The 21,095-nt window shown below is 71.0% G+C and carries 20 protein-coding genes; 14 read left to right on the forward strand and 6 right to left on the reverse strand.

Features of this window, described 5'->3' with window-relative positions:
- From infB to AB0J39_RS12100, 11 genes are all read left to right on the forward strand, one after another.
- The coding region (gene infB, locus AB0J39_RS12050) for a translation initiation factor IF-2 (protein ID WP_363463548.1) at positions 1 to 1,979 on the forward strand (1,979 nt) is incomplete at its 5' end.
- A 68-nt stretch (positions 1,980 to 2,047) separates the two neighbouring features.
- Positions 2,048 to 2,347, forward strand: a complete 300-nt coding sequence (locus AB0J39_RS12055; protein WP_346227619.1) for a DUF503 domain-containing protein — start codon at positions 2,048 to 2,050, stop codon at positions 2,345 to 2,347.
- Between the two features lie 47 nt (positions 2,348 to 2,394).
- The gene (rbfA, locus tag AB0J39_RS12060; RefSeq protein WP_363463551.1) at positions 2,395 to 2,883 is read left to right on the forward strand and encodes a 30S ribosome-binding factor RbfA; all 489 of its coding nucleotides are present in this window, start codon (positions 2,395 to 2,397) and stop codon (positions 2,881 to 2,883) included.
- Positions 2,880 to 3,899, forward strand: coding sequence for a bifunctional oligoribonuclease/PAP phosphatase NrnA (locus AB0J39_RS12065; protein WP_363463553.1), 1,020 nt, complete (start codon positions 2,880 to 2,882; stop codon positions 3,897 to 3,899). The genes rbfA and AB0J39_RS12065 overlap by 4 nt, the downstream gene beginning before the upstream one ends.
- Positions 3,896 to 4,810: a tRNA pseudouridine(55) synthase TruB gene (truB, locus tag AB0J39_RS12070; RefSeq protein WP_363463555.1), complete on the forward strand. Its 915-nt coding sequence runs from the start codon at positions 3,896 to 3,898 to the stop codon at positions 4,808 to 4,810. The genes AB0J39_RS12065 and truB overlap by 4 nt, the downstream gene beginning before the upstream one ends.
- A gap of 140 nt (positions 4,811 to 4,950) precedes the next feature.
- Positions 4,951 to 5,895, forward strand: coding sequence for a bifunctional riboflavin kinase/FAD synthetase (locus tag AB0J39_RS12075; protein WP_363463557.1), 945 nt, complete (start codon positions 4,951 to 4,953; stop codon positions 5,893 to 5,895).
- 166 nt (positions 5,896 to 6,061) lie between these two features.
- Positions 6,062 to 6,331: a 30S ribosomal protein S15 gene (gene rpsO, locus AB0J39_RS12080; RefSeq protein ID WP_030510715.1), complete on the forward strand. Its 270-nt coding sequence runs from the start codon at positions 6,062 to 6,064 to the stop codon at positions 6,329 to 6,331.
- Positions 6,332 to 6,613: 282 nt separating this feature from the next.
- Positions 6,614 to 8,938, forward strand: coding sequence for a polyribonucleotide nucleotidyltransferase (locus AB0J39_RS12085; protein ID WP_363463559.1), 2,325 nt, complete (start codon positions 6,614 to 6,616; stop codon positions 8,936 to 8,938).
- Positions 8,935 to 10,245 carry a pitrilysin family protein gene (locus AB0J39_RS12090; RefSeq protein ID WP_363463561.1) on the forward strand — a complete coding sequence of 437 codons (1,311 nt, stop codon included), beginning with the start codon at positions 8,935 to 8,937 and terminating at the stop codon, positions 10,243 to 10,245. The genes AB0J39_RS12085 and AB0J39_RS12090 overlap by 4 nt, the downstream gene beginning before the upstream one ends.
- Before the next feature lie 210 nt (positions 10,246 to 10,455).
- The gene (gene dapB / locus AB0J39_RS12095; RefSeq protein ID WP_363463563.1) at positions 10,456 to 11,193 is read left to right on the forward strand and encodes a 4-hydroxy-tetrahydrodipicolinate reductase; all 738 of its coding nucleotides are present in this window, start codon (positions 10,456 to 10,458) and stop codon (positions 11,191 to 11,193) included.
- Positions 11,194 to 11,587: 394 nt separating this feature from the next.
- Positions 11,588 to 11,965, forward strand: a complete 378-nt coding sequence (locus AB0J39_RS12100; protein ID WP_363463565.1) for a hypothetical protein — start codon at positions 11,588 to 11,590, stop codon at positions 11,963 to 11,965.
- Positions 11,966 to 12,001: 36 nt separating this feature from the next.
- Here AB0J39_RS12100 and AB0J39_RS12105 read toward each other — a convergent pair whose 3' ends face one another.
- The 4 genes from AB0J39_RS12105 to AB0J39_RS12120 all read right to left on the reverse strand — a co-directional run bounded on the left by AB0J39_RS12105 (position 12,002) and on the right by AB0J39_RS12120 (position 16,488).
- Complete coding sequence (locus tag AB0J39_RS12105) at positions 12,002 to 13,897, reverse strand: hypothetical protein (RefSeq protein ID WP_363463567.1); 1,896 nt, start codon at positions 13,895 to 13,897, stop codon at positions 12,002 to 12,004.
- 300 nt (positions 13,898 to 14,197) lie between these two features.
- Entirely contained in the window at positions 14,198 to 15,070 is an 873-nt protein-coding gene (locus tag AB0J39_RS12110; protein WP_363463569.1) for a 1,4-dihydroxy-2-naphthoate polyprenyltransferase, read from the reverse strand.
- Positions 15,071 to 15,301: 231 nt separating this feature from the next.
- On the reverse strand, positions 15,302 to 15,904 hold the full coding sequence (locus AB0J39_RS12115) for a GNAT family N-acetyltransferase (protein WP_363463571.1): 603 nt from the start codon (positions 15,902 to 15,904) through the stop codon (positions 15,302 to 15,304).
- Positions 15,905 to 15,942: 38 nt separating this feature from the next.
- Positions 15,943 to 16,488, reverse strand: a complete 546-nt coding sequence (locus tag AB0J39_RS12120; protein WP_363463573.1) for a CGNR zinc finger domain-containing protein — start codon at positions 16,486 to 16,488, stop codon at positions 15,943 to 15,945.
- A 102-nt stretch (positions 16,489 to 16,590) separates the two neighbouring features.
- Here AB0J39_RS12120 and AB0J39_RS12125 point away from each other — a divergent pair, with 102 nt between their 5' ends.
- The gene (locus AB0J39_RS12125; RefSeq protein ID WP_363463575.1) at positions 16,591 to 16,722 is read left to right on the forward strand and encodes a hypothetical protein; all 132 of its coding nucleotides are present in this window, start codon (positions 16,591 to 16,593) and stop codon (positions 16,720 to 16,722) included.
- 2 nt (positions 16,723 to 16,724) lie between these two features.
- On the opposite strand, the gene AB0J39_RS12130 is transcribed toward AB0J39_RS12125, so the two are convergent.
- Together AB0J39_RS12130 and AB0J39_RS12135 are read right to left on the reverse strand one after the other, a co-directional pair.
- Positions 16,725 to 17,522 (reverse strand): hypothetical protein, encoded by a 798-nt coding sequence (locus tag AB0J39_RS12130; protein ID WP_363463576.1) that lies wholly within the window; start codon positions 17,520 to 17,522, stop codon positions 16,725 to 16,727.
- An 88-nt stretch (positions 17,523 to 17,610) separates the two neighbouring features.
- On the reverse strand, positions 17,611 to 19,023 hold the full coding sequence (locus AB0J39_RS12135; RefSeq protein WP_363463578.1) for a PLP-dependent aminotransferase family protein: 1,413 nt from the start codon (positions 19,021 to 19,023) through the stop codon (positions 17,611 to 17,613).
- Here AB0J39_RS12135 and AB0J39_RS12140 point away from each other — a divergent pair.
- Both AB0J39_RS12140 and AB0J39_RS12145 read left to right on the forward strand, forming a co-directional pair.
- Positions 19,022 to 19,960 (forward strand): DMT family transporter, encoded by a 939-nt coding sequence (locus AB0J39_RS12140; RefSeq protein WP_363463580.1) that lies wholly within the window; start codon positions 19,022 to 19,024, stop codon positions 19,958 to 19,960. The genes AB0J39_RS12135 and AB0J39_RS12140 overlap by 2 nt on opposite strands.
- Positions 19,961 to 20,057: 97 nt before the next feature.
- Positions 20,058 to 21,080 (forward strand): hypothetical protein, encoded by a 1,023-nt coding sequence (locus AB0J39_RS12145; RefSeq protein WP_346227603.1) that lies wholly within the window; start codon positions 20,058 to 20,060, stop codon positions 21,078 to 21,080.
- The last annotated feature ends 15 nt before the right edge of the window (positions 21,081 to 21,095 follow it).

A 21,095-nucleotide genomic window follows, 5' to 3' on the forward strand; every position in this document is an offset into this window, starting at 1 on the left:
GCGGCTTCGCCGGCCGTCCGGGTGGCGGCGGCGGCCGTGGTCGCGGTGGCGGCACGGCGGGCGCGTTCGGGCGTCCTGGCGGCCGTCCGACCCGTGGCCGCAAGTCCAAGCGCCAGAGGCGCCAGGAGTTCGACAACATGCAGGCCCCGGCGATCGGTGGCGTGCAGGTTCCGCGCGGCGGTGGGCAGACCATCCGTCTTCCGCGGGGCGCGTCCCTGTCGGACTTCGCCGACCGGATCGGCGCCAACCCCGCGTCGCTGGTGCAGATCATGCTGCACCTCGGCGAGATGGTGACGGCGACGCAGTCGGTCAACGAGGAGACCCTGCAGCTGCTCGGCGCCGAACTGGACTACGACGTCCAGGTCGTCAGCCCGGAGGAGGAGGACCGCGAGCTCCTCGAGTCCTTCAAGATCGAGTTCGGCGAGGACGAGGGCGACGAGGCCGACCTCGCGCCGCGTCCGCCGGTCGTGACCGTCATGGGTCACGTCGACCACGGTAAGACGAAGCTGCTCGACGCGATCCGCCACACCAACGTGGTGGCCCGCGAGGCCGGCGGCATCACCCAGCACATCGGCGCCTACCAGGTGGGCACGACGCACGAGGGTGAGCCGCGGAAGATCACCTTCATCGACACCCCGGGTCACGAGGCGTTCACCGCCATGCGTGCCCGCGGTGCGCAGGCCACCGACATCGCGGTGCTGGTGGTCGCGGCCGACGACGGTGTGAAGCCGCAGACCATCGAGGCGCTCAACCACGCCCAGGCGGCGAACGTCCCGGTCGTGGTGGCGGTCAACAAGATCGACAAGGAGGGCGCGGACCCGACCAAGGTGCGGGCCCAGCTCACCGAGTACGGCCTGGTGGCCGAGGAGTTCGGTGGTTCCACCCTGTTCGTCGACATCTCCGCCAAGCAGAGCCTGGGCATCGACAACCTGCTCGAGGCCATCCTGCTGACCGCCGACGCCGAGCTGGACCTGCGGGCCAACCCGGAAATGGACGCCCAGGGCCTCGCGATCGAGGCGCACCTCGACAAGGGCCGCGGCCCGGTCGCGACCGTGCTCGTACAGCGCGGCACGCTCCGGGTGGGCGACTCGATCGTCTGTGGTGAGGCGTTCGGCCGCGTCCGCGCCATGCTGGACGACAACGGCGAGACGGTCGAAGAGGCCGACCCGTCGCGTCCGGTCCTGGTCCTCGGTCTGACGGCCGTCCCGCGCGCCGGTGACAACTTCATCGTCGTCACCGACGACCGGATGGCCCGCCAGATCGCCCAGCAGCGGGCGGCCAGGCAGCGGATCGCCGACATGGCGAAGTCCGGCCGCCGCCGCACTCTCGAGGAGCTGTTCAAGGACCTCGAGAAGGGTCAGGTCGACGAGCTCAAGCTCATCATCAAGGGTGACGTCTCCGGTTCCGTCGAGGCCCTGGAGGACGCGCTGCTCAAGATCGACGTCGGCGACGAGGTGCGCCTGCGGGTGCTCCACCGCGCGGTCGGCGCCATCACCGAGCACGACGTCAACCTGGCGATGGGCGACGACAACGCCGTCATCATCGGCTTCAACGTCCGGCCCGAGGTGCGGGCGCGGGACCTGGCCGAGCGCGAGGGCGTGGACATCCGGTACTACTCGGTCATCTACCAGGCGATCGAGGAGATCGAGGCGGCCCTCAAGGGCATGCTCAAGCCGGAGTTCGAGGAGGTCAGGACCGGCACCGCGGAGATCCGCGAGGTCTTCAAGGTTCCGAAGATCGGCAATGTCGCCGGTTCGATCGTCCGCTCGGGCGTGATCACCCGCAACAGCAAGGCCCGGCTCATCCGCGACGGCGTCGTGGTGGCCGACAACCTCACCGTCTCGTCGCTGCGCCGCTTCAAGGACGACGCGACCGAGGTCCGCGAGGGCTTCGAGTGCGGTATCGGTGTCGGCTACAGCGACATCAAGATCGACGACGTCATCGAGACGTTCGAGATGCAGGAGAAGCCGCGCGTCTGACGCATCGTGCCGCCGCCTCCGCCACGTGCGGGGGCGGCGGCCCGGCGTTCGGGACGTGGTGACAACCCATGTTCATCGGTGCTCTTACTCTGGACATCCTGCTGGGCGACGTCCGTTCGCTGAAGCAGAAGCGCTCGCTGGTCCGGCCGCTCATCGCCGAGATCCAGCGCAAGTACCCCGCCATCGCCGTCGCGGAGGCGGGGCATCTCGACCTTCACCGGCGCGCCGAGATCGGCGTGGCCGTCGTGTCGGCGTCCGCGGCCAACTGCGACGAGGTGCTGGACGCCTGCGAACGCCTGGTCGCCTACCACCCCGAGATCGAGTTGCTGTCCGCGCGACGGCGGCTCTTCAACGACCACGAGGAATAGACGGCCCGGCCCGCGCGTCAGCCGTACAGATACGAGGGAGCGTGAGCATGGACGCAGCGCGTGCCAGAAAGCTGGCCGACCGCATCCAGCAGGTGGTCGCGGAGATGCTGGAGCGGCGGATCAAGGATCCGCGGCTGGGGTTCGTGACGGTGACCGACGCGAAGGTCACCGCGGACCTGAGCGACGCGACCGTCTACTACACGGTGTTCGGCTCCGAGGCGGAGCGGGCCGACACGGCCGCCGCCCTGGAGAGCGCGAAGGGCATCATCCGGTCCGAGGTCGGCCGCCAGACCGGCCTGCGGCACACCCCCGGTCTCACGTTCGTGCACGACCCCCTCCCCGACAACGCGCGTCACATGGACGACCTGTTCGCGCTCGCCAAGGCCAAGGACGCCGAGGTCGCCCGCCAGGCGGAGGGCGCGAAGTTCGCCGGGGACGCCGACCCCTACCGCTTCGAGGAGGACCTCGACGCCGAGGCGGCCGAGGAGGAGGGCGAGGACGAGCCCTCCGGCCGGGCGGGACGCCCCGCACGGTGACCGCGATCGACGAGACGGCGATCGGCGAGACGGACTGGCGGCGGGCGGCCGATCTGATCGACGCCGCCGGCTCCCTGGCCCTGGCCTGCCACGTGTCCCCGGACGGGGACGCCCTCGGCTCGATGCTCGGTCTGGGGCTGGCGCTCGCGCGCACCGGGAAGAAGGTCGTGGCGTCCTTCGGCGATCAGGCCTTCGCGGTGCCCCGGCTGCTGCGGTTCCTACCCGGGCAGCGGCTGCTGGCGGAGCCGTCGGCCTACCCCGCCGAGCCCGCCCTGATGGTCACCTTCGACGCCTCCACGATGGAGCGGCTGGGCCTGCTCGCGCCCCACGCGGGCAAGGCCGGCGAACTCGTCGTGATCGACCACCACGTGTCGAACACCCGCTTCGGGACGGTCCACCTCGTGGACCCCACGGCGGCCTCGACCACGATGGTCGTCGAGGAGCTCATCCGCCGGCTCGGGCTCACGGTGGACCGGGAGGTCGCCACCTGCCTGTACGCCGGCCTGGTGACCGACACCGGCTCCTTCCGGCACTCCATCACCACTCCGGCCGCCCACGCCATGGCCGGGCGGTTGCTGGCCACGGGACTGCGCCCTGAGGAGATCGCCAGGGAGCTGTGGGACCGCTCGCCGTTCGCGTACCTGCGGGTGCTCGGCACGGCGCTCGGGCGGGCCGCTCTGGAGCCGGACGCCGCGGGCGGCCTCGGGCTGGTGTGGACCTACGTGAGCCGCGCCGACCGCGCCGCGGAGGGCCTGCCGTACGACGAGGTGGAAGGCATGATCGACGTCGTGCGCCGGGTCGACGAGGCGGAGGTCGCGGTCGTCCTCAAGGAGGACGACGAGGGCGGCTGGAACGTCTCGACCCGATCGAAGGGCGCGGTGGACGTGGCGCGGGCCTGCGCCGCGCTCGGCGGCGGCGGCCACCCGCGTGCCGCCGGATTCTCCTCGGCGCTGTCGGCGGCGGACACGCTGGCCGCCCTGCGTCCCCACCTCGCCCCGGAAGGGAGCCGGCCGTGAGCCCGGCCCAGCCAAGAAGGACACAGCCCAGAAGAACTCCTCCGCCGAGCGGTCTGATCATCGTGGACAAGCCGTCCGACTGGACGTCGCACGACGTGGTGGGCAAGATGCGCGGCGTCGCGGGCACCCGCAAGGTCGGCCACGCGGGCACGCTCGACCCGATGGCCACCGGCGTGCTGGTGATCGGGGTGGAGAAGGCGACCCGCCTCCTCGGACACCTCGCGCTGACCGAGAAGGTCTACGAGGCGACGATCCGCCTCGGCGTGACGACGAACACCGACGACGCCGAGGGCGAGGTGATCGCCACCACCCCGGCGGGGCACGTGACCGACGAGCAGGTGCGCAAGGGCGTCGCCGCGCTCACCGGCGAGATCATGCAGGTCCCGCCGCAGGTGAGCGCCATCAAGGTGGACGGTCAGCGGGCCTACAAGCGGGCCCGCGCCGGCGAGGAGGTCGAGCTGGCCGCCCGGCCGGTCACGATCCACGCGTTCGAGGCCGGGGAGATCAGGCGGACCCCGGAGACGGTGGACCTGGACGCCGTGATCACCTGCTCCAGCGGCACCTACATCCGGGCGCTGGCTCGCGACCTCGGCGCGTCGCTCGGCGTCGGCGGCCACCTCACCCGGCTGCGCCGCACCCGGGTCGGGCCGTACGGCATCGAGGCGGCCCGCACGATCGAGGACCTCGCCCGGGAGTGCGTGATCATGCCCATGGCCGACGCGGTGGCGGCGGCCTTCCCCCGCAGGGACGTGGGCGAGGACGAGGCGCGGCTGGTCGCGCACGGCGGCAGGCTGCGCGCGGCGGGGCTCGGGCCCGGCCCGATCGGCGTCTTCGGGCCGGACGGAGCGCTGCTCGCGCTCGCCGAGGAGCGCGGCGGGACGGCCCGGCCCCTGGTCGTCTTCGCCTCCTGACGCCGGGGCTGGTTCCCCGGCACCCTGGTTCCCCGGCACCCCCTGGGGCATGGCAGTCTTGTCTACTGCGCGCTTCCCACGCGAGGCGACTCAGGCGCCGTGCCGGAGACGCGGCAGATGAACACAGAAGCGAGGTCGAGGTGCAGAGCTGGCACGGGCTGGACGAGGTCCCCCAGGACTGGGGCAGGTCCGTCGTCACGATCGGTGTGTTCGACGGCGTGCATCTCGGTCACCAGCGGATGGTGGCCCGCGCGGTGGACATGGCCCGCGATCTGGGGCTGCCGGCCGTGGCCGTCACCTTCGACCCGCACCCCGACGAGGTCGTACGGCCCGGGAGCCACCCGCCGCGGCTCACCACCACCGCCCGCCGGGCCGAGCTGCTCTTCGCGCTCGGCGTGGACGCGGTGTGCGTGCTGCCGTTCACGCTGGAGTTCTCCCGGATGTCGCCGGACGAGTTCGTCCAGACGGCTCTGGTCGACCGGCTGCACGCCGCGGGGGTCGTGGTGGGGGAGAACTTCCGCTTCGGCCACAAGGCGTCGGGCGATCTGGAGACGCTGCGGACGCTGGGGGAGAAATACGACTTCACGGCCGAGGGAGTGCCTCTGGTCAGCGACGGCGACGCCATCTCCTCCACGTTGATCCGGGAGCGGCTGGCCACCGGCGACGTCGCGGGCGCGGCCGCCCTGCTGGACCGCCCGCACCGGGTGGAGGGCGTGGTGGTCCGCGGTCACCAGCGCGGCCGGGCGCTCGGCTTCCCCACCGCCAACGTCGAGTCGCCGCAGCACACGGCAATCCCCGCCGAGGGCGTCTACGCCGGGTGGCTGCAGTGCGTGCAGAGCCCCTCGCCGTACGAGGGAGAGCGCTGGCCGGCCGCGATCTCGATCGGGACCAACCCCACGTTCGACGGAGTGGAGCGCACGGTCGAGGCGTACGCGCTGGACCGCGACGACCTGGACCTGTACGGCGCGCACGTGGCGGTGGACTTCGGCGAGCGGCTGCGCGACACGCTGCGGTTCGACTCGATCGAGGCGCTGATCGAGCAGATGCACGCCGACGTGGCCCGGGCCCGGGAGCTCACGTCCTGAAGGGCCGGCGTGACGCGGTGTGTCCTACGGGCTGGTAGGATTGTATGTCAGCCATGTTCAGGTGGCGTTAGCCACCCGGCTGTCCTGTCACGGCGACTGTAGGCACGCACGGTCGTTCGCGGGCTGGGAAACGTTGCGCGTGCCATTTCACCAGAACGGAGAAGCAGTGTCGCTTGACGCCGCTACCACCAAGTCCATCATCGGCGAGTACGGCACCAGCGAGGGTGACACCGGGTCGCCGGAGGTCCAGATCGCGCTTCTGAGCAAGCGGATCAGCGACCTCACCGAGCACCTGAAGACGCACAAGCACGACCACCACAGCCGTCGTGGTCTGCTTCTGCTGGTGGGCCGCCGTCGCCGGCTGCTGAAGTACCTGCAGGCCAAGGACATCACCCGTTACCGCTCCCTCATTGAGCGGCTGGGCCTTCGCCGATAAGGTGAGGAAGGAGCGGCGATTCTTCGCCGCTCCTTTTCCATAACGGGCCACAATGGCCTGAGTGAACAACTGAATAGCCGAGACCAACTGCCCCGCGTCCGCAAGCAAGCCGCAGCGCGATCCCGCGGCGTGAGAGGGCCGGTCCTCGGTAGTGGCCCCCGGTCGGCACGGCGACAGCCGTTTGTACGGACCGGGCGCTTCGATCGAAGACCGGCACTGCACCTGAACGGGGAGCCCGGCAACCGAGGACGCGGGAGACCGACCCGAAAGAGGAGGTCCCCCGTGGAGGGTGTCCACAGCACAGAGGCCGTCATCGACAACGGTCCCTTCGGCACGCGCACGATCAGGTTCGAGACCGGGCGGCTCGCCCGGCAGGCGGCGGGAAGCGCCGTCGCGTACCTGGACGACGAGACGATGATCCTGTCCGCGACCACCGCGTCGAAGCATCCCAAGGAGAACCTGGACTTCTTCCCGCTCACGGTCGACGTCGAGGAGCGGATGTACGCGGCCGGCCGCATTCCCGGCTCGTTCTTCCGCCGGGAGGGCAGGCCGTCCGAGGACGCGATCCTCACCTGCCGCCTCATCGACCGGCCGCTGCGCCCGTCGTTCGTGAAGGGCCTGCGCAACGAGATCCAGATCGTCGCGACGGTCATGGCCCTGCACCCCGAGCACCTGTACGACGTGATCGCGATCAACGCCGCGAGCATGTCCACGCAGCTCGCCGGGCTGCCGTTCTCCGGCCCGATCGGTGGCGTCCGCGTCGCGCTGATCGACGGCCAGTGGGTGGCGTTCCCGACCCACACCGAGCTCGAGCGCGCCACGTTCGACATGGTCGTCGCCGGGCGCGTCCTGGCCGACGGCGACGTCGCGATCATGATGGTCGAGGCCGAGTCGACCCGCGACACGCTCAAGCTGGTCGCCGAGGGCGCGGTGGCCCCGACCGAGGAGGCCGTGGCCCAGGGCCTGGAGGCCGCCAAGCCGTTCATCAAGGTGCTCTGCGAGGCGCAGTCGAAGCTGGCCGAGGTCGCGGCCAAGCCGACCGCCGAGTACCCGATCTTCCTCGACTACCAGGACGACGCCCTGGAGGCCGTGGCCGCCGCCGTCAAGAGCGAGCTCGCCTCCGCGCTGACGATCGCCGGCAAGCAGGAGCGCGAGCTTGAGATCGACCGCGTCAAGCTGCTGGCGGCCGAGAAGCTGCTGCCGGACTTCGAGGGCCGCGAGAAGGAGATCGGCGCCGCGTTCCGGTCGCTCACCAAGAAGCTGATGCGCGAGCGCGTCATCAGCGAGGGCGTCCGCATCGACGGCCGTGGCCCGAAGGACATCCGGCAGCTCAACGCCGAGGTCCACGTGGTGCCGCGGGTGCACGGGTCGGCCCTGTTCGAGCGGGGTGAGACGCAGATCCTCGGCATCACGACGCTGAACATGCTGCGCATGGAGCAGATGATCGACACGCTCAACCCTGAGCGGACCAAGCGCTACATGCACAACTACAACTTCCCGCCGTACTCCACCGGCGAGACGGGCCGCGTGGGCTCGCCGAAGCGCCGCGAGATCGGCCACGGCGCGCTGGCCGAGCGGGCGCTGATCCCGGTGCTGCCGTCGCGCGAGGAGTTCCCGTACGCCATCCGGCAGGTGTCGGAGGCGCTCGGGTCGAACGGCTCGACCTCCATGGGGTCGGTCTGCGCCTCCACGATGGCCCTGCTCGACGCGGGCGTGCCGCTCAAGGAGATGGTCGCCGGCATCGCGATGGGCCTCATCGGCGAGGGTGACACCTACGTCACGCTGACCGACATCCTCGGCGCCGAGGACGCGATGGGCGACATGGACTTCAAGGTCGCCGGCACCAAGGACCTGATCACCGCGCTCCAGCTCGACACCAAGCTGGACGGCATCCCGGCCCACGTGCTCGCCGCCGCGCTGAAGCAGGCGCGCGGCGCCCGGCTGGCGATCCTCGACGTGATGCAGGAGGCCATCGACTCTCCGGCGGAGATGAACCCGACCGCGCCGCGCATCATCACGATCAAGGTGCCGGTCGACAAGATCGGCGAGGTCATCGGCCCCAAGGGCAAGATGATCAACCAGATCCAGGACGACACGGGCGCCGAGATCACCATCGAGGACGACGGCACGATCTACATCGGCGCCACCGACGGCCCGTCCGCCGAGGCCGCCCGTACGCTGATCAACGGCATCGCGAACCCGCACATGCCGGAGGTCGGCGAGCGTTACCTGGGCACGGTCGTCAAGATCGCCGCCTTCGGCGCGTTCGTCTCGCTGCTGCCGGGCAAGGACGGCCTGCTGCACGTCTCGCAGATCCGCAAGCTGCACGGCGGCCGGCGGATCGAGAACGTCGAGGACGTCATGAACGTCGGCGAGAAGATCCAGGTGGAGATCGCCGAGATCGACTCGCGCGGCAAGCTCTCCCTGGTGCCGGTCGAGGTGGTCGAGAAGGAGGCCGCCGAGAAGGAGGCCGCGGCCGAGAACGGCGAGGCTCCGCCCGCTCCGGCCGAGGCCGCCGACGCTCCGGCGGCGGAGGAGGAGCAGCCGCGGACGCCGCGCCGCAGCCGCAGCCGCACCCGTGGCGGACGTGACGAGCGCAACTCGTGACGACCGAGACGCTGTTCCCGGGCAAGGACGGTGCGGGGGTCATCCGCCGCACCGTCCTTCCCGGCGGCCTCCGGGTCGTGACCGAGACGATGCCGACCGTGCGCAGCGTGGCGGTCGGCCTGTGGGTGGGCATCGGTTCGCGTGACGAGGCCCCCGAGCACATGGGGGCCACCCACTTCCTGGAGCACCTGCTCTTCAAGGGCACGCCCACGCGCGACGCCATGGAGATCTCGGCGTCCATCGAGGGCATCGGCGGTGAGATCAACGCGTTCACCGCCAAGGAGTACACCTGCTACTACGCCCGGGTGCTCGACGAGGACCTGCCGCTGGCGATCGACGTGCTCGCCGACGTGGTGACCTCCTCGCTGATCACCGAGGAGGACGTGGAGTCGGAGCGCGGCGTGATCCTGGAGGAGATCGCCATGCACGACGACGATCCCTCGGACGTGGTGCACGAGCAGTTCTCCGCCGAGCTGTACGGCGACACGCCGGTGGGCCGCCCGATCCTCGGCAACGAGGAGTCGATCAACGCGCTCACCCGTGACCGCATCCACGAGTACTACCAGCGGTTCTACGTCCCGCCTCGCACGGTCGTGTCGGTGGCGGGCAACATCGACCACGAGCGGGTGGTCGCGCTGGTCGCGGCGGCGTACGAGCGGGCGGGCGCCCTGGGCGGCTCCGCCGCGCCCGCGCCCCCGCGTCTCGGCGGTCCCGGCGTGGACGTCCGCAGCGGTGTCCGGGTGCTCGACCGGCCCACCGAGCAGGCCAACCTGGTGCTGGGCATGACCGCCGTCGACCGCAACGACGACCGGCGCTTCGCCCTCGGCGTCCTGAACGCGGCGCTCGGCGGCGGCATGTCGTCGCGCCTGTTCCAGGAGATCCGGGAGAAGCGTGGCCTGGCCTACAGCGCCTACAGCTACACCTCCCAGTACGCCGACACCGGGCAGTTCGGCATCTACGTGGGCTGCCTGCCCTCGAAGGTGGACGACGTGCTCAAGATCTGCCGCGACGAGGTGGCCAGGGTCGTGGCCGAGGGCATCTCCTCCGAGGAGATCGCCCGCGGCAAGGGCCAGATGCGCGGCGGACTGGTTCTCGGCCTGGAGGACACCGGATCGCGCATGTCCAGGATCGGCAAGAGCGAGCTCGTGTACGAGCGCCTCATGACGGTCGACGAGGTGCTCGCGCGGATCGAGGGGGTCACCCCCGAAGAGATCGCCGCGATCGCCGAGGACATCCTCAACCGGCCGCTGACGCTCGCGGTGATCGGGCCCTACTCCGACAAGGACTTCGGCTTCGCCATCGCCTGACCGTGCCGCTGGAGGCCGCGCCGGCGCCGTCGTGCGTCGCGCGGCCTCTCGCGTCCCCGCGGCATGCGGGCCGCCCGCTCGTCGCGGCCCGGCCACGCGCACGCCCGTCACGGCTCTCGCCGCGGCGGCGCCTCCCGCCGTCGCGGCGACGGACGCGCCGGCCCGCTCCTCGCCGTCCCGGCTCCGGCCGTCACGTATAGCCTTGGGCGCGTGATTAAGGTCGGTGTTCTTGGCGCCCGAGGGCGCGTGGGTGTGGAAGTGTGCAAGGCCGTCGAGGCGGCCGACGACCTGGAGCTCGTGGCGGAGGTCGACAAGGACGACCCGCTCGACGCCCTGACCGGCGCCGAGGTGGTGGTGGACTTCACCCACCCCGACGTCGTCATGGGCAACCTCGAGTGGTGCATCTCCCACGGGATCCATACGGTCGTGGGCACGACGGGCTTCGACGCCGGACGGCTGGAGACCGTGCGGGGCTGGCTGGCCGCCAACCCGGGGACCAACGCGCTGATCGCCCCCAACTTCGGCATCGCCGCCGTGCTGATGATGCACTTCGCCGCGCAGGCGGCCAGGCACTTCGAGTCGGTCGAGATCGTCGAGCTGCACCACCCGCACAAGGCCGACGCCCCCTCCGGCACCGCCCGCCGTACGGCGGAGCTGGTGGCGAAGGCGCGGCACGAGGCGGGGCTCGGTCCCTCTCCCGACGCGACGACCACCGCCCTCGACGGCGCCCGGGGCGCGACGGTGGGCGACGTCCACGTGCACGCCGTACGGCTCGCCGGGCTGATCGCCCACCAGGAGGTCATTCTCGGCGGCGAGGGGGAGACCCTCACGATCCGGCACGACACGATGAGCCGGGCGTCGTTCACGCCGGGCGTCCTGCTGGGCGTACGCCGCGTGCCGGAACTCGACGGCCTCACCGTGGGCCTGGAGCGCCTTCTCGACCTGTAGCGCGCCCGGAGCGGCCGCGCCGCCCGGCCTGTCGTCGAGGGGACGGGCCGGGCGGCCGTTTCGACGACCTCGTCGCGGCGTGCCGGAAGCCTTCGAGGGCGGCGCCGGTCGGCGGTGCGATCCGCAGGTGGGAGCAGGTCAGAACCTGACGTCTTCGCGCGAAAGTCATGGTCGTGGGCATGGGTCATCCAGGGCAGTTCGTCGTGGTCTCCGGCGGAACGTGGACGCCGTATCGTGTCTCGACGCTGTATCTGCCCACCTGGTCAGCGTCGGACGGGCGGGCGGGGCCGTCACCGTGCACGCGGTAGGCCGGCCTCCGCTGAACTCATTGCTCGCCCGCGGACCCGAGCTCCTCCACCAGCTACCCGCGGCGCTGCCTCCGGGGCGGTTCCCGGTGCCGGTACCGCTCACCGCAGTGCACGTCGACCCGTCCGGCAGGCAGGTCACGGTGTGGGGGTACGAAGCCCCGCGCGGCGCGGACGCACGCTGGCCGGGCTGGCGGGTGGAGTTCCGGGGTGACCGCTTCGACGAACAGAACACCGCCTGCGGCGCCGTGGTCGTCGCGCCCCTGTCGCCGGCCTGGGCGTATCAGGCGCTGCGGCGCTGCCTGGCCGAGCCGATCGAGGAGGCCGTGACCGGCTACTCCGCGCGGATGCGCGCCTACTACGGCGACCTTCGAGTGCCGGGCTGGGACTACCGGCCGGAGGAGGTGACCGCCGCGGTGGCGGCGATCGACGCCGCTGCGCGATCACCCGCGAACGCGGCGGACTGAACCGTTGACCGAGGGGCCGTTGGCTGAGGGCCGCGGTCATACCTTCCTCGCCCCGGACACGAGACCACGCGGGGAGGCCAGCTCGTCGTCGATCAAGTCGAGCAGGTCCCGGGCGGTGACGATTTTCCTGTCCTGCTTCCCGGTCTGCTCCCCGGCGCGGCCGGCGAGCAGGGCCTTGGTGTAGGCGATCCGTTCCATCGCCTTCCTGTCGATCTCGTCCGCCTTCTCGATCGGGAGCCTGGCCGCCAGGAACACCAGCCTCAGCTCCGTCCTCGACACCCCGTCGAAGTGTCCGAACCAGTTGAAGGGCAACCGCCCGCAGTGCCGGTGCAGGAGCGCCAGCCGCGGCAACGGGTACCTGCGCAGCATCGGCGTCCGCTCCGCCAGCAGTAGCGTCCGCACGATCAGCGCCTCGATGTGCCGGCGCTGCCGGGCGAGGTCGCGGCTTGTCCACCACTGGCCCCAGATCGCCACCCACGGCGCGGCGAGCCAGGCCCACCATCGGTTCCATTCGACCTGATACGGCACCCGTGGCCTGCGCCACGAACCACGCTCCGCCGCGAGCGCCGCCGCGTCCCAGAGCCGGGCGAAGCGGCCGGCCAGTTCCTGGTCACGCTGCTGCCAGATCTCGCCCGCCTGGTCGTGGTCGTGCTCCTGCGGGTTCTTCTCCCTCGACGCCGCGGCGTCGAGACGCATCCGCCTCAGGCCGCGGACGGACGACAGCCGCCAGGTGGTCGTCGGCCACCTCCACAGCGCGGGGACCGTGATCCCGGTGCGAAGCAGTTCCAGTTCCCGCGTGGACGACAGGGTCAGATACCGCTCCAGCATGCGGAACGTGCGGTGGAACCAGGCCGACCCCATGCGCCGCAGCCAGACGGAGTACGCCCAGGAGCCCATGACACCCGCGCCCAGTACCGCGAGGATCGCCCAGGTGTGCGGCTTGAGTCCGGTGGATCTGCCCTTCGTGGTCTCCATGAAGACCTCGGTGACGTTCCACTGATCGACGTTCATGAAGAAGTCCATGAACGTCAGCACCGCGAAGGCGCCCAGGGCCGCGCTGAGCCAGAATCCCGCCCGCTGCAGCACCTCCAGCTCCCGGACGCGGCGCTCGTCGAAGGCGTGCGCCATCGCTTCGAGCAGGTTCTTGTACTGCTCCGTGGCCCGGTCCGCAAGGTCGCGGGTACGCGTCCCGAGTCGCCTGAGAGTCGTGAAATGACTCGCGTCGTCCAGCGCCTCGCGCAGCCCACGGCCGGCCCAGCCGAGCGTCTCGGCGAACTGCTCGTCGGCCAGGTGCTCCAGTCGTTCGATCCGGCTCACCCGCTCGTCGACGTGACTGGCCACGTCGGCGCGGTCGGCCATGCCCTGGAGCAGTGTCAGGTGGATGAGTTCCACGGCCCGGTGCGCGCGGTTCAGCCTCAGCCAGCGCCAAATCGGCAGATGGGAGGCCGCTCCGTCCCACAGCGCGCTCAACGTACGCGCGGTGTGCTGGTAGATCATGGCGTGTTCCCGCCAGACCTCCAGATGCCACGCCTGCCGCTCGTAGGCCAGGAACCACTCGTGCCAGGTCTTGCCGCCGTTCTCGGGCAGCGACGACCAGCCGAGAGCCTTGACCGGTGCCCAGGCGGGATCACCGGCCCAGAAACTGACCCCGACCACCAGGATTCGAGAGCTCCAGCGGTTCCGGAACTGGATGTCGAACAGAATCCATGGCTTCTGAGTGCCCTTTATCTGCTGGAACGTTCCCACCTGGTGCTTGGGATGGATCAGGACGTGGTACCAGGGGAAATCGTCCGCCACGTCCAGGTAACCGGCCTCGATCTCCCGGATCGCCTGGTCGGCGTCCTTGTTGCCTTTGCCGAGTTCATCCAGAGCCTTACCGCCGGTAAGCCATTTGTCCTTTTCGAGCAGGCCCTTCGGGCTTTCGCGAGCCACACCATGGGCTCGTTGTCGACGCTGGATTCGAGTCGCTTCCTGACTATTTCGTCCTGGGCCTCACCGCCGTCCCGGGACAACGGCCGCCACTCTCGCCAGTACGTCACCAGATGGACTAACTGTACGGATAGCTCCGCAGGCTCCACGTGTGCCTCTCCAATCCCCCCTTTTCCGAAGATGATCCAGAATTTAGATCGTTCCATCACATATGAGAAACAATCTGGTCATGCTGCCTCGTGGTCCGACGGCCGCTCACGTACGGATGCTCCTGCACAGGTGCCCCGCCGGCGCCCCGGAGGGTCAGAACAGGGCGAGACCGAGGGTGAACAGGGCGCCGAAGACGAGTTGCAGGCGGCCGGTCTGCTGGAGCGTCGCGATGAGCGCGGGGCCGGTCGCGCCGGAGCGGACCGTCCTGATCGGGGCCACCACGAGGGGGAGCGCCAGCACGGTCAGCGCGGCGAAGGGCCTGACCGGCACCAGGGCGAGCGCGCACACGAAGGGCAGCACCAGGGTCGCCGAGTAGGCCAGGCGTGTGCGGGCGTCACCCAGCACCACGGCCAGCGTGCGCTTGCCGGAGGGGCCGTCGGTCACGATGTCGCGCAGGTTGTTGACCACGAGGAGCGCGCAGGCGAGCAGCCCCACGGGCACGGCCGCGGCCAGCGAGAGCCAGGTCAGCCGCTCCACCTGGACGTACGTCGTCCCCGCGACGGCCACGAGGCCGAAGAACACGAAGACCGAGATCTCCCCGAGCGCGCGGTAGCCGTACGGGCGGGAGCCCCCGGTGTAGAACCACGCGGCCAGGATGGAGGCGAGGCCGACGAGCAGCAGCCACCAGGCGCGGGTGGCCACCACCAGGACGAGACCGGCCACCGCGGCGGCGAGGAAGCAGCCGAGAGCGGCGGCGAGCACCTGCTTCGGGGGAGCGACGCCCGAGCCGACCAGCCGCAGCGGTCCCACCCGGTCCTTGTCGGTGCCCTTCACGCCGTCGCTGTAGTCGTTGGCGTAGTTGACCCCGACCTGCAGCGCCAGGGCGACGAACAGCGCGAGCGCCGCTCGCCACCAGACCGCGCCGCCCTCCGCGACGGCGGCTCCGGTGCCGACGGCGACCGGGACGACGGCGGCGGGCAGCGTACGGGGGCGTGCGCCCGCTAACCATTGAGCTGGGGTGGCCACGTGACTCCCTTTTCCTACCTGTGCGTAGCCGGTGAAGGCGTACCTAGTCTGGCCAATCCCCCGTCATCCCTTGACGGCGGGGTTGGCGGACGCGACGCCGCCGGGGGGCGGAACGCCCTGCGGACGGGCAGGAAGGGGAGGGGTGAACGTGGTCCGGTGCGGGTTCGCAGTGCGGCGCGGGCGCGCTCTGCGGATGGCCGTGGTCAGGACGACCGTCTCCGCGTCGAGCTCTCAGCTGATGTCGGTGGTGAGGCGGATCATCCTGATCGGGCGGCCCATGTCGAGGACGCGCTCGGCCTCGTCCTCGCCCCATCCGGCCGACTCGAGGAAGCCCAGCATCGGGTGGTTGTCGGCGAAGACCCAGGTGACCACCGTGCTGTAGCCGTCCTCGCGCAGGTGGTCCACCGTGGCGTTGAGCAGTCTGCTGCCGTGTCCGCGCCTGATGTGGTTGGGATCGACGAGCAACGTCATCAGCTCGGCCGTCGTGGCGGGATGGAGATCCGGGTCCTCGGCGGGTCCGTGCGAGGCCAGCCCCACGACCCGGTCGGAGGCGCGCTGCGCCGCGGTCGCCAGGATGCCACCGGGCCCGAGCGCGGTGAACGCGTCGGTGTCGGGCACCACTCGCTCGACGGCGACGAGCAGGCGGTGACGCGGCGAGGGCGGGGAGAGGATCGCCTCCTCCCACTGGCGGCGCCACATCTTCTCCGCCGCCGGCCCGGTCATCTGCTCCAGCGGGATCGGTGGCAGGAAGTCGCGATAGACAGCCTTCCACGCCCGGATCTGGGTGCTGGTCACCGCGTCGACGTCCTCGAGGCGGGCAGCTCTAACACCCATTCGGCGGGCTCCTTTCTTAGCCTGTAACACCGTACTGGTCAGGAGGGCCTCGGCGTACCTTCCGCCTGGCGTCGTGCCCGATATGCCCGGGTTTTTGTGCGGTTTCCGCAGACGCGCATGGAGCACCAGGAGCGAGACCGGTTTTTCGAGGAGTCGATGAACGCCCATTGACAGGTGCTCTCGGCGCACACCTTCAGCCGCGGCCAGGTGCCGTCGGCGTGGGCGGCCGGGATCAGCGCCGCGAGCCGCGCGAGCCCGCCCGCCACTCCGGGCACCGCCGGCTCCAGGACCGGCGTGCCCGCGGAGAGCGTCACCCGCACCGGCAGCCCCGCCAGCGCGGCGTCCAGCCCTTCCGGCACCTCGTACGAACCCCCGTCGTGGTTGCCGCGCAGCGCGGTCCGCAGCCCTTCGCGCAGCTGGGTCGCCACGGCGAGATCCTCGTCGGCGGCACGGTCGTCGCCGCCGATCAGCCCCCGTTCGCGCAGCCAGACGGACAGCTCGGCCGGCGAGGCCAGCTCGTCGGCGTCTCCCTCGACGTCGTAGGTGTTCACGAAGTCGCGGAGCAGCTCCGCCGGGCCCGTCATGATCGATCACCCCTCGTGACCACTGTACGACAGTCGGAGGTCGCGGAATAACAACACCTACGTAAGCGTTTCACTGGTGTCGGTCATTCCGAGGAGGATCTCATGCGTGTCAGCTACCTGGCCTATCTGGCCCTGCGCAACAGCGAGCGCCGCGAGCGTCTGTCGCGGGCCGATCGCCGCGGAGAGCGTGGAGAGCGCGGAGAAGAGCCCCGGTCCGGCCGCGAGCGCCACTGAGCTCAAAGGCCCAGCCGTCGCACGGCGGTTCGCCAGTTCTTGGCGATCGCCTGCTGCGCCTTGGCGAGCGGCACCTCGCCCCGGCAGACCGCCCGCCACAGGGTGAGCTCGACCGCGTCCTTGGCGGCCGGGGTCTTCCCCGTGCCGGCCAGCATCGGCTGGGGCCACAGGTTCTTCGCGCTCTTCGGCGATCCGCCGAGGGACAGCGGGATGAGGTGGTCCTCCTTGTAGTGCGAGGGCTTCCTGTCCGCGTAGCCGTACTGGGCGATCTGCGTCACACGCAGGGCCTGCGTGTAGCTCGCCGGGGGTGCGACCTTCCTGCCATAACCGGCCGTGCAGATTGTCGATTTGATCGACTTCTGGGTGACCGCGGGGTTGCGCGCCCCCGGCTGGCACTTCGGGTCCGGCAGCGGCAGGTACTTCTGGGAGCACTTCGGCCCCGTCGGCTTGGCGGTCGGGGTGGCCTTCGGCGTCGGCTTGGGGGTGGGCTGTTGGGTGGGGCCTCCGGAGGAGCCGGCCGGCTTCCACCGCCAGGCCGAGCCGTCCTGCGCGCACCGGTAGTGGTCCCCGTCCTCCGAGTACCCGTCCCTGCCGTGGGCCGCCGCCGGGCAGAACGCGCCGGGCGTGACGCATTCCCAGTGGTCCCCGGCCTGGCGGTAGCAGCCGGTCGAGGCCGGTGCCCGGGCGGAGGCGGCCCCGGCGGTGAAGGGAGCGGCGATCGGAGCGGCGATCGGAGCGGCGAGCGGGCCGGCCGACGCGAGCACGGCGCATGACGCGATCGACATGAATCGGACGCGCACGGTGTCTCCTCTGTGAAGGGGGGGCGATAGGGCGACAGAGAAGAGACGGCTCAGGCGGGGCGGAGGTTGTCTGCCGGGGCTGGTGTGACTAGCCGGGCGTTCGGGCGGGTGGGGCGAGAATCGGGCCGAGGCGGCGGACGCCCTCGTCGAGCTCGGGCAGGCCCGTCGCGGCCGTGTGGGTCAGTCGGAGCCGCGGACCCGGCGGCTCGGAGGGGTAGTAGATGCGCCCCGGGCTCACCAGCACGCCCTGTGCCTGTGCCGCCTCGACCACCTCCGCCTCGTCGGTGCCGGGCGGGAGCCGCACCCAGACGTGCAGGCCGCCGGCGGGCACCAGATGCACTTCGGCGGCGGGCGCGTGACGGGCGAGCCCGGCCAGCAGCGCGGCCTGCCGTACGCCGATCTCCTGGCGGACGGTGCCGAGGTGGCGCCGCCAGGCGGGGGAGCCGACGAACTCGACCGCCGTCTCCTGCAGGGGCCGGGCGACGAAGAACGACTCCACCACCTGGCAGGCCCGCAGCCGGTGCGCGGCCGGGCCCCGCGCGATCAGGCCGGCCACCCGTAGGCTCGGTGAGGTGATCTTGCTCAGCGACAGGACGTGGACCACCGTGCCGTGGGCGTCCACGCTCACCATGGGCGGCGGGACCGCGCCTGTGGCCAGGTATCGCGCGTAGTCGTCCTCGATCACGAACGCCCCCGCGGCCCGGGCCACGGCCAGCACCTGTTCCCTGCGCTCGCGGGTCAGCGTCGCCCCGGTGGGGTTGTGCAGCGTCGGCTGGCAGTAGAACACCCGCGCCCCCGTCATCGCGAACGCCTCCGCCAGCAGGTCGGGCCGTACGCCGTCCCGGTCGAGGGGCACCGCGCTCGCGCGCAGTCCGGCGGCCTTGGCCGCCGCGAGCGCTCCCGGGTAGGTGGGGGTCTCGACGAGGACCGGCGAGCCGGGGGCCGCCAGTGCGCGGAACGCGAGGGTGAGCGCCGACTGACCGCCGCTCACGACGAGCACGTCGTTCTGCGTCACCGCGCCGCCGACCTCGGTGGCGAACCAGCGGCGCAGCTCCGGCAGGCCGTTCAGCGGAGGAATGCTCCACGCCTCCGGACGGCGTACGGCTCGCGCGGCCGCCGCGGCCAGAGCCCTGACCGGGCGCAGCTCGGGGTTGAGGTAGCCGCCGGTGAGCGGCACGACGCCGTCGGCGGGCTGGGCCAGCAGGCTCGCGGTCGCCGAGTCGTCCACCACCCGGTCGCCCAGGGCGACGGTCTGCCAAGACAGGTCGGGCGCCTCCGCGACCGGCCGCCGGGCCGGGGCCACGAACACCCCCGCGCCGGGCCGGGTGACGACCCGCCCCTCCGCCGCGAGCTGCGCGATCGCCCGCGAGACCGTCACCGGGCCCACGCCGTGGCGGCGCATGATCTCCCTGCTCGGCGGCAGCCGCTCGCCCGGCCGCGCCCGTTCCGTCTCCTCCCTCAGGATCGCGGCGAGACGGGCGATACTGCTATCGTCATTCATGAAAATTGACAATAGCGCTATCGACATCCTCTCGATAGCGGACTCCCCTCGCCGTTCCGCGTGGCGGGGCAGCCTCCTGGCCGGCGTGGGCGTGCTGTCGTTCTCGGGGTCGTTTCCCGCGACCGTGTTCGCGATGCGGGGGTTCGATCCGTACCTCGTCGCGATCGGGCGCGCGGCCATCGCGGCGCTCGCCGCCGTGATCTGCCTCAAGGCCGCAGGTGCGCCGCTCCTGCCGCCCCGCGCCCACCTGCGGTCCTACGCGATGATCGTGCTGGGCGTGGTCGTCGGCTTCCCGCTGTTCAGCGGCCTGGCCCTCGACGGCGGCGCGAGCACGGCCCACTCCGCCGTCGTCATCGGCCTGCTCCCGGCCGCCACGGCCGCGTTCGCGGTGCTCCGGGCGGGGGAGCGGCCGCGGCCCCTGTTCTGGGCGGCCTGCGCGGCGGGCGCGTTGTCGATCACCGTGTTCACCCTGACCCGGGGGACCGGTCGTTTCGCCGGGGCGGACGTGCTCCTCGTGCTCGCCCTGCTGTCGGCCGCCGTCGGCTACACCGAGGGCGGGCGCCTGGCGCGGGAGACGCCCGGCTGGCGGGTCATCTCGTACGCGCTGGTGCTGGCGGCCCCGCTCACCGTGCCCGTGACGGTCGTGCTGGCGGTCACCACACCCGTGGAGCCTTCGGCCGTGTCGCTCGCCGGGTTCGCGTACGTCGCGCTGGTGTCGATGTTCCTGGGGTTCATCCCGTGGTACGCCGGGCTCGCGATGGGCGGGATCGCGCGGGCCGGGCAGATCCAGCTCGCGCAGCCGCTGCTCACCCTGGTGTGGGCCTGGCTGCTGCTGGACGAGGAGATCGGCGTCGCGACGATCGTGGCGGCCGCCGCCGTGCTGGTGTGCGTCGCGGTCACGCAGGGCAGTCGCGGACGGCGAGGTGTGGGCGCTTGAGCGGTGTGGGCACTTGATTGGTATGACGGTGCGGCGCAGGATGAGGCTGACGCTGTTACATGGTGATGTGAGTCACAGGTGCGGGGATGGTGAGACGATGTCGGACGTCGTGGTTCCCGAGGGCGGTTTCTGGCCGGCTCCCGAGATCCCGCAGCCCAACATCTACCCGATGGAGTGGCGGGTGGAGACCGGGAAGCTCGCGGCGATCTACGAGAAGTCCAAGCGCATGGTCTGGAACCCCGCCGACCTGCCGTGGAACCTGCTCGATCCCGGCGAGTTCACGGCCGAGCAGCGGCTGGGGATCATGTACTGGTTCTCGGTGCTGGCCAACTTCGACGCCTCCGGCCCCGCCGTCTTCGCCCGCGCCACGATCCAGGCGTTCGAGAAGCACGAGGAGGATCCCGTACGCAAGTGCTTCTTCTCGATCACCCGTGACGAGATGAACCACGAGGAGTGCTGCCAGCGGGCGATCGCGCGGCTGTGGCCCGGCGGCCCGCTGGACTGGCAGCCCTCCACCGACCTGGAGCGGGCGGCGCACAACAACATCGGCTGGCTCTACCACAACGGCGGGCGCTACTGGAACGGCTACAACGCGGCCGTGGGCAAGTATTCGCTCGCCGTGCTGTTCACGAGCTTCATGATGGGGGAGATGGCGGCCTCGACGCTGTTTCGCGGGATGGCCTCGGGCACCGAGCACCCCCTGTTCTCGGACATGTTCCACAAGATCGGCCGGGACGAGTCGCGCCACCTCCAGATCTGCATGACGATCCTGGAGAACGAGTGGCCGGGGCTCACCGACGACGTGCGCGGGCTGATCACGCGCCAGTTGCGTGCCGGGTTCGTGTTCCTGTCGATGATCCTGTGGGAGCCGCCGGAGGGTTTCTGGGAGCTCCCGCCGTACTTCCTGCACAACCACCGGGTGCTGATGGACCACGCGCGCGAGGGCGGCCTCGGCGTGCTGTCGTACGAGGAGCAGGCCGACAACTGGCGGCTGGCCATGGCCCGGGTACGCGCGATCGTCGAGCGGTGGGGCATCGAGTTTCCCGCGATCCCCGAGCTCGACATCGACGGCGTGGAGGTCGACGTCATCGACCCGGAGGACATCATCCCGGTCTTCTGACTCCTATCGGACGGC

The organism is Microbispora sp. NPDC049633, assembly GCF_040675265.1.
GTDB classification, from domain to species: domain Bacteria; phylum Actinomycetota; class Actinomycetes; order Streptosporangiales; family Streptosporangiaceae; genus Microbispora; species Microbispora maris.

Bases quoted from the DNA above. Each gene is read 5' to 3' on its own strand.
- AB0J39_RS12055 (WP_346227619.1), top strand. From the start codon at position 2,048: ATGTTCATCGGTGCTCTTACTCTGGACATCCTGCTGGGCGACGTCCGT.
- rbfA (WP_363463551.1), top strand. From the start codon at position 2,395: ATGGACGCAGCGCGTGCCAGAAAGCTGGCCGACCGCATCCAGCAGGTG.
- AB0J39_RS12115 (WP_363463571.1), bottom strand. From the start codon at position 15,904: ATGGGTGTTAGAGCTGCCCGCCTCGAGGACGTCGACGCGGTGACCAGC.
- AB0J39_RS12120 (WP_363463573.1), bottom strand. From the start codon at position 16,488: ATGACGGGCCCGGCGGAGCTGCTCCGCGACTTCGTGAACACCTACGAC.
- AB0J39_RS12125 (WP_363463575.1), top strand. From the start codon at position 16,591: ATGCGTGTCAGCTACCTGGCCTATCTGGCCCTGCGCAACAGCGAGCGC.
- AB0J39_RS12140 (WP_363463580.1), top strand. From the start codon at position 19,022: ATGAAAATTGACAATAGCGCTATCGACATCCTCTCGATAGCGGACTCC.
- AB0J39_RS12135 (WP_363463578.1), bottom strand. From the start codon at position 19,023: ATGAATGACGATAGCAGTATCGCCCGTCTCGCCGCGATCCTGAGGGAG.
- AB0J39_RS12145 (WP_346227603.1), top strand. From the start codon at position 20,058: ATGTCGGACGTCGTGGTTCCCGAGGGCGGTTTCTGGCCGGCTCCCGAG.